The sequence below is a fragment of the uncultured Campylobacter sp. genome, assembly GCF_937981295.1.
GTDB lineage: Bacteria > Campylobacterota > Campylobacteria > Campylobacterales > Campylobacteraceae > Campylobacter_B.
In genome coordinates this window covers 1-5,166 of the sequence record NZ_CALJPC010000028.1, presented here as the reverse complement: position 1 = coordinate 5,166, position 5,166 = coordinate 1, and the positions used below count along the sequence as shown (strand labels likewise).

The following is a 5,166-nucleotide window of genomic DNA, read 5'->3' as shown; positions in this document are numbered from 1 at the left end:
CGCCGGGGTGCTAAGGGTGCTAAGCAGGACGTAATGTTTCGACACTTTTAACTCAGGCTCTTTGGGCGCTTTTGTTTTGTTTGAAGGTTTGTTATTGCAGCTGCCGCAGCAGCCTTCACACGAATGTGGGACTTCTATCTCTTTATTCGCAGGAATGAGCGTATCTCGACGTATACCGAGGATTAGCGCCATCTGCGCGATCCTGCTTTCCGGGATACTCTTCCTAGTCTTCCAGCCGATTAGCGTTCCGTATGGAATTTTTAAAAGGGCGCTAAGCTCTGCATCGGTCTTAACGCCGGCAAAGAAGCGAGCTCTTGTTAAAATTTCGCTTACTTTATTCACGACAAACCCTCTTCTCTTGTGAACTACCTGCGGCCCGGCTCAAAAATTTCGCCGTCGCCGGTGTATATCCAATCCCTACTGAAGCCGTATCTTTCGGCAAATCGCATAACCCACTCAAAAGGGATAAGCTTCTCGCCAAAGCGAACCTTTTTATAGATAAATTTAGACGTGTTTAGAAAAGACATCACGTCGTTTAGGCTCTGATTGGTAAGCCTCCTCATCAGATCTAATCGATCCCCGATAGAGTAGAAATCGATACTCTTGCGCATTTTTTAACTCCTTTTACGCAAAGATTTGATATAATTAAGCGATTTTTGTCCCAAAAAGGGTAAAAAATTTCGTTCGTTTTAATTCAATTATAACTCATTTTGAGTTACTTGTCAAGAGTTTTAATTCATTTTGAATAATAAAAAAGGAGCAAGAGATGACCGGAACAGAAAAAGTTATGATTTTAAAGGAACTCTACGAGGTATCTACTGATGAGGAGCTGGCAAATAAATTGGGGATTTCGGTTTTTGCCGTAAGAAATTGGAAGCAGAGAAACAGTCTGCCTAAAAAATATGAATTAATAATAGCAGGGTCTAGTGAGAAAATATTTGATGCAGAGCTGTTAAAATACAACAAGGCGAAACAAGAGGGTAGGGAATATAAATTAGATATAGATGTGCTTAGGGCACAACACGGACAAACGCTACTAAGATATTTTGAAAACGTTACCGCCAGCGCAGGCTACGGCAGCGGCAATGATGACGAAAATTTTGAGGTATTAAATGTGGGGCGGGCATTTTTAAAATCTGTTTTTGGTATAGATACGGCTAAACGCACCTATGATATGATAAAGGTTAGCGGGGACAGCATGGAGCCTTTTGTGAAGGACGGCGACATAATACTGATAGATGCAAATGCAGACATAAAGAACGGCGATATAGTAATAGCGAATTTATTTGGGGACGTGTATGTTAAAAAATTTTTGCGCGACAAATTGCACAACAGCGTTAAACTAACATCGCTTAACGCTTTCTATCAAGATATAGTGCTAAAAGATGACGAAGTTGAAAATTTGAAGCTGATCGGAAAGGTTATTTGTAGGTTTTCTATAGATATGAAGGTGTTTTAAAATGAAAAAGATCGCTTTAATTTTATGCGTGATGCTAAATTTTGTCTTTGCAGAATGTAAGTTATACGAGAGCGCAGATAAAATGACCGATGAAAAATTTCATTGGACGAGTTGTGGAGACGAGACTTTTAATATAAACGTTTTTCATATGAAAAAAGAGATACGTCCGCAAAAAACCAATATGTATATCATAATATCCGATAACATAGACGGATTTCTTGTCGAATACACAAGAGGAAACTTTGGCCATCAAATAATAAGGATAAGGATCGATAAAAATCAATTCTTTGATGTAGATGCAGAGATAATGTCCGGATATTACGGGAAAAACACGAGGGCGTCTTTTTTTATAAGCCCAGATCAACAAAAGCAACTAATGGAGGGCAAAAAAATATTAGTTCGATATATTACGGGACAAAACGGGGTGAGCACCGAGAGCATAGATATTTCAACTATAAAAACCCCAAAACAAGAGGATAAAAAATGAAACAGGTTATTCTGGCTTTAAACGGCATCGGCATAGTTATTGCACATCTAATAGGCGCCATAAATACTATAATCGGAATGTATAAAATCTACGATAGCATTATTGCCGCAGTTATAGGTGGTCTTGTTAGCGGTATCCCGTTTATATGGCCTATTCAGCATTTATGGTTTGCGGGGCTTGAATATTATAAACTTGATAAGCTCACTATTCACGGAGAGATCGCTATAAGTGTATGGCTTTTTATTTTTGGTATATCTATTTTGGCTCTATTTATGAAAGAAAAAAATCAATAAAAATTTTTACAAAGGATGGAATATGAAAAAGCTATTTTTACTTTTTATTTTTTGCATATTTGCCGCAACGAACGCGGGTGCAGCGCAGCGGGTGGGCGGCTATACAAAGCGGAACGGCACTTATGTGATGTCGCATCACAGAAGCTACAAAGATAGCAGTAGGTTCAATAACTACTCTACGAAGGGAAACCGCAATCCCTACACCGGAAAAAGGGGAAGCAAAAGCCCCTATAAAACAAAGAGCTATAGAACCAAAAGGGGCTGATGTTTAGCGACAAGAGGAAATTTACAAAAACGACCGAAGGTTAAGGATTTTTTGGTAAAATTACTTTCCATAATAAAATTTCAAGAAAGGATGAAAGATGGGCGAGACATTAAGATATATTGCTTCAGGATTTAGAAATGCTTTTACCACCTTCCCGCTTGAAAGCGATATGATCTATAGGGCGGGCGACCTATCAAGGAGAATATACAAAAAGAGAATAAAAGAGCTAGAGAAAAGATATGGCGAAGAGCAGATCAAAGAGAAAAAATCCAAGAAGCAATCATCCGCAGGCAATAAATAGCCAGCCGATTCAAAACTATATAGATAAGGCAGTTCAGCAAAATTTAAATATAAACGTTATCCCTTCGGAACTCAACCAGATTTTGCAAAAGGATCCCAATTACGCGGAAAGGGCTATGCAATACCTAGAAAACGATCAGAAGCATAGGCATGAAATCGAGGATAGAATTTTAGCCGTCGAAGAGAAGGAACAGAGCTTAAGAGCGCAGGAGGCGCCGCAGATTGTAAAGTTTAATCTAAGGGGACAAATTTTTGCCACAATTATTATTTTGTCCCTGGTCGGCTCTTTATTTTATAGCATTTACAAAGATTATTATTGGATAGCCGGCGGGAGTATCATCGTGACGATAATCGCTATTTTGCCTCAATGGTTTAATAAAGACAGAAAAAAAGCAGATCCAAACGAAACCGACCGAAAATAATTAAATTTATTTGCATATGAAATTTACAAATAAAAATCCATTTTAAAATTTTGCGCTAGCTAATCCGAAGCGATTACATAAGCTTCCTATAAGTAAAAATCTATATAATATAATTATGAAATATATAAAATTTACCTTCGATAAGCGCAAGGCCGAGATCAATTTAGCCAAACACGGCGTAAGCTTTGGCGAAGCAAAAAGCGTCTTCGCCGACGAGTTTGCGCGCGTGATATTCGACGATGAGCATTCGGAAGACGAGGAGCGATTTATCATTTTAGGTATGAGCGCGCGAGCGAGAATTCTCGTCGTGGCGCATTGCTACCGTGAAAAGGACGAGGTCATCAGAATCATATCGGCGCGCAAGGCCACCGCTCGCGAAACCAAGCAGTACGAGGAGTTACGATGAAAAAAGAGTATGATTTTAGCAAATCGGTTAAAAATCCGTATGTAAAAAAGCTCAAAAAGCAGATCAGCATAAATTTAGACGCCGAGACGATCGAATATTTTAAAGCCCTTGCCGATCAGAGCGGCGCGAAGTATCAAACGCTTATCAATATGTTTTTAAGCGAATGCGCGGCAAAGGGGCTAAAACCGAATTTTTTATAAATTCGCCCTTAAAACGCGCGCCCTCGCTTTGTCCGCATTTCATCGGCGCCGCCGAAGTTTAAATGGCTGCGGCGGCGGATAGTTAAATAATCGAGACGTCGAGCTTCTTGCCTAGCGCGCTTACCGCAGAGCTTAAGGTGCTTAGGGTAAGAGAGCTATTTTTTGGATTTAAAAGCCTAGATACGACGGCTCTGCTGGTATTCATACGCTGCGCGAGCTCGGTCTGCGTAATGTTTTGAGCCCTCATCTCTTCTTCAATCTGATAAGCTATAACGCGCTTTATCGCCACGGCTTTCGTCTGTTCGTAAAACCCATCCTCTTTCAAAAAATCATCAAACGAACTTAAATTTTCCACTTTCATATTCACTCTTCCTTCTTTTGTTGCTAGCCTTACTTTTACTCTAATTCCCTTGCGCGCTTGCTCGCCAGATCGACATCCTGTTTCGGCGTCTTTTGCGTTTTCTTTATAAATCCGTGAAGCAGCACCATATACCCGCGCTTCACGATAAAAATCACTCTTGCAATCTTTCCGTCCGAAATATCGCTACGCACCTCATAAAGTCCATTTCCTAAACTTCTACACACGGGCATCCCGATCGGGTAGCCGAACTCCACCGTCGCAATATCCTCTCCTATGATCCTGCGATCCTCTCTATCCAAACCCAACAACCACTCCCGCACAGGCTCATTGCCGCTTCCGCTTTCATAAAAAACAGCCTTAACTCTTTTCATGGCAGTAATTGTATCAAAAAAGATACAAAAAAGCAAATCGCAGTATAGAAAAATTAGGACGCGGGGGAATAAGCTATCCAAAAAATAGGGTCAAATCCGGGCAGGATACGCCCTTTTGCGGAGTAGAAAATGCCAAACGACGAAGATTATTCGCTGATCGAGCGCGCTTTTAGGGATCTTGAGGAGCAGGAAGAGAGATTTCTGCGCTGCGAACGAGCATATCGTGCAGTTTATAAAGAAGACAACCGCACGAGCAAGCGCAAGAGCGCGGAGCGAAGCCGCTCAAAGCTTTACGTCCCGCTCGTAAAAACCACCGTAAATATCATCCATAGCGTATTCAAAACTAGCTTTATGAGCGACCGCTGCCCGATCGAAGTAAAGAGGGTAGGACTGCGAAGCGATCACGATCTAATCCTGCAAAACGCGCTTACGGCGGTGCTGAAAAACTATTGGAAAAAGAAAGAGCATCGCGTGGGGCTGTCCAAAGCCGTGCTTAGCGCGCTGTATCTGCCGCTGGGTATCGTCAATCTATTTTATGACAAAACAGCCGCGCAGATCCGCACGAAATTTATCCCGATCACCGATCTGGCGTTTGATCGCCA

13 protein-coding genes are annotated in these 5,166 nt (G+C 41.3%); 9 read left to right on the top strand and 4 right to left on the bottom strand.

Going from position 1 to position 5,166, the window contains the following annotated elements:
* Both Q0135_RS02535 and Q0135_RS02530 read right to left on the bottom strand, forming a co-directional pair.
* Positions 1-342, bottom strand: a 342-nt coding sequence (locus Q0135_RS02535) for a helix-turn-helix domain-containing protein (protein WP_297987991.1), incomplete at its 3' end; no start/stop codon positions are given.
* Positions 343-365: 23 nt separating this feature from the next.
* Positions 366-611: a hypothetical protein gene (locus Q0135_RS02530; RefSeq protein WP_297987990.1), complete on the bottom strand. Its 246-nt coding sequence runs from the start codon at positions 609-611 to the stop codon at positions 366-368.
* Positions 612-766: 155 nt separating this feature from the next.
* Here Q0135_RS02530 and Q0135_RS02525 point away from each other — a divergent pair, with 155 nt between their 5' ends.
* From Q0135_RS02525 to Q0135_RS02490, 8 genes are all read left to right on the top strand, one after another.
* Complete coding sequence (locus Q0135_RS02525; RefSeq protein WP_297987988.1) at positions 767-1,459, top strand: S24 family peptidase; 693 nt, start codon at positions 767-769, stop codon at positions 1,457-1,459.
* Position 1,460: 1 nt separating this feature from the next.
* Positions 1,461-1,946, top strand: a complete 486-nt coding sequence (locus Q0135_RS02520; RefSeq protein ID WP_297987986.1) for a hypothetical protein — start codon at positions 1,461-1,463, stop codon at positions 1,944-1,946.
* Positions 1,943-2,239 carry a hypothetical protein gene (locus Q0135_RS02515; protein ID WP_297921101.1) on the top strand — a complete coding sequence of 99 codons (297 nt, stop codon included), beginning with the start codon at positions 1,943-1,945 and terminating at the stop codon, positions 2,237-2,239. The genes Q0135_RS02520 and Q0135_RS02515 overlap by 4 nt, the downstream gene beginning before the upstream one ends.
* A 22-nt stretch (positions 2,240-2,261) precedes the next feature.
* Entirely contained in the window at positions 2,262-2,504 is a 243-nt protein-coding gene (locus Q0135_RS02510) for a hypothetical protein (RefSeq protein ID WP_297987984.1), read from the top strand.
* 97 nt (positions 2,505-2,601) lie between these two features.
* Positions 2,602-2,805: a hypothetical protein gene (locus tag Q0135_RS02505; RefSeq protein WP_297921095.1), complete on the top strand. Its 204-nt coding sequence runs from the start codon at positions 2,602-2,604 to the stop codon at positions 2,803-2,805.
* Complete coding sequence (locus Q0135_RS11395) at positions 2,744-3,226, top strand: DUF2335 domain-containing protein (RefSeq protein ID WP_367178669.1); 483 nt, start codon at positions 2,744-2,746, stop codon at positions 3,224-3,226. The genes Q0135_RS02505 and Q0135_RS11395 overlap by 62 nt, the downstream gene beginning before the upstream one ends.
* A 115-nt stretch (positions 3,227-3,341) precedes the next feature.
* The gene (locus Q0135_RS02495) at positions 3,342-3,632 is read left to right on the top strand and encodes a BrnT family toxin (protein ID WP_297921088.1); all 291 of its coding nucleotides are present in this window, start codon (positions 3,342-3,344) and stop codon (positions 3,630-3,632) included.
* The gene (locus Q0135_RS02490; RefSeq protein ID WP_297945481.1) at positions 3,629-3,832 is read left to right on the top strand and encodes a BrnA antitoxin family protein; all 204 of its coding nucleotides are present in this window, start codon (positions 3,629-3,631) and stop codon (positions 3,830-3,832) included. The genes Q0135_RS02495 and Q0135_RS02490 overlap by 4 nt, the downstream gene beginning before the upstream one ends.
* Positions 3,833-3,914: 82 nt before the next feature.
* On the opposite strand, the gene Q0135_RS02485 is transcribed toward Q0135_RS02490, so the two are convergent.
* A complete protein-coding gene (locus Q0135_RS02485; protein ID WP_297987981.1) occupies positions 3,915-4,193 on the bottom strand; it encodes an XRE family transcriptional regulator in 279 nt (92 codons plus the stop codon).
* A gap of 35 nt (positions 4,194-4,228) precedes the next feature.
* Positions 4,229-4,564, bottom strand: coding sequence for a type II toxin-antitoxin system RelE/ParE family toxin (locus tag Q0135_RS02480; protein WP_297987979.1), 336 nt, complete (start codon positions 4,562-4,564; stop codon positions 4,229-4,231).
* A gap of 129 nt (positions 4,565-4,693) precedes the next feature.
* Here Q0135_RS02480 and Q0135_RS02475 point away from each other — a divergent pair.
* A partial coding sequence (locus Q0135_RS02475) for a hypothetical protein (protein ID WP_297987977.1) occupies positions 4,694-5,166 on the top strand: 473 nt, incomplete at its 3' end.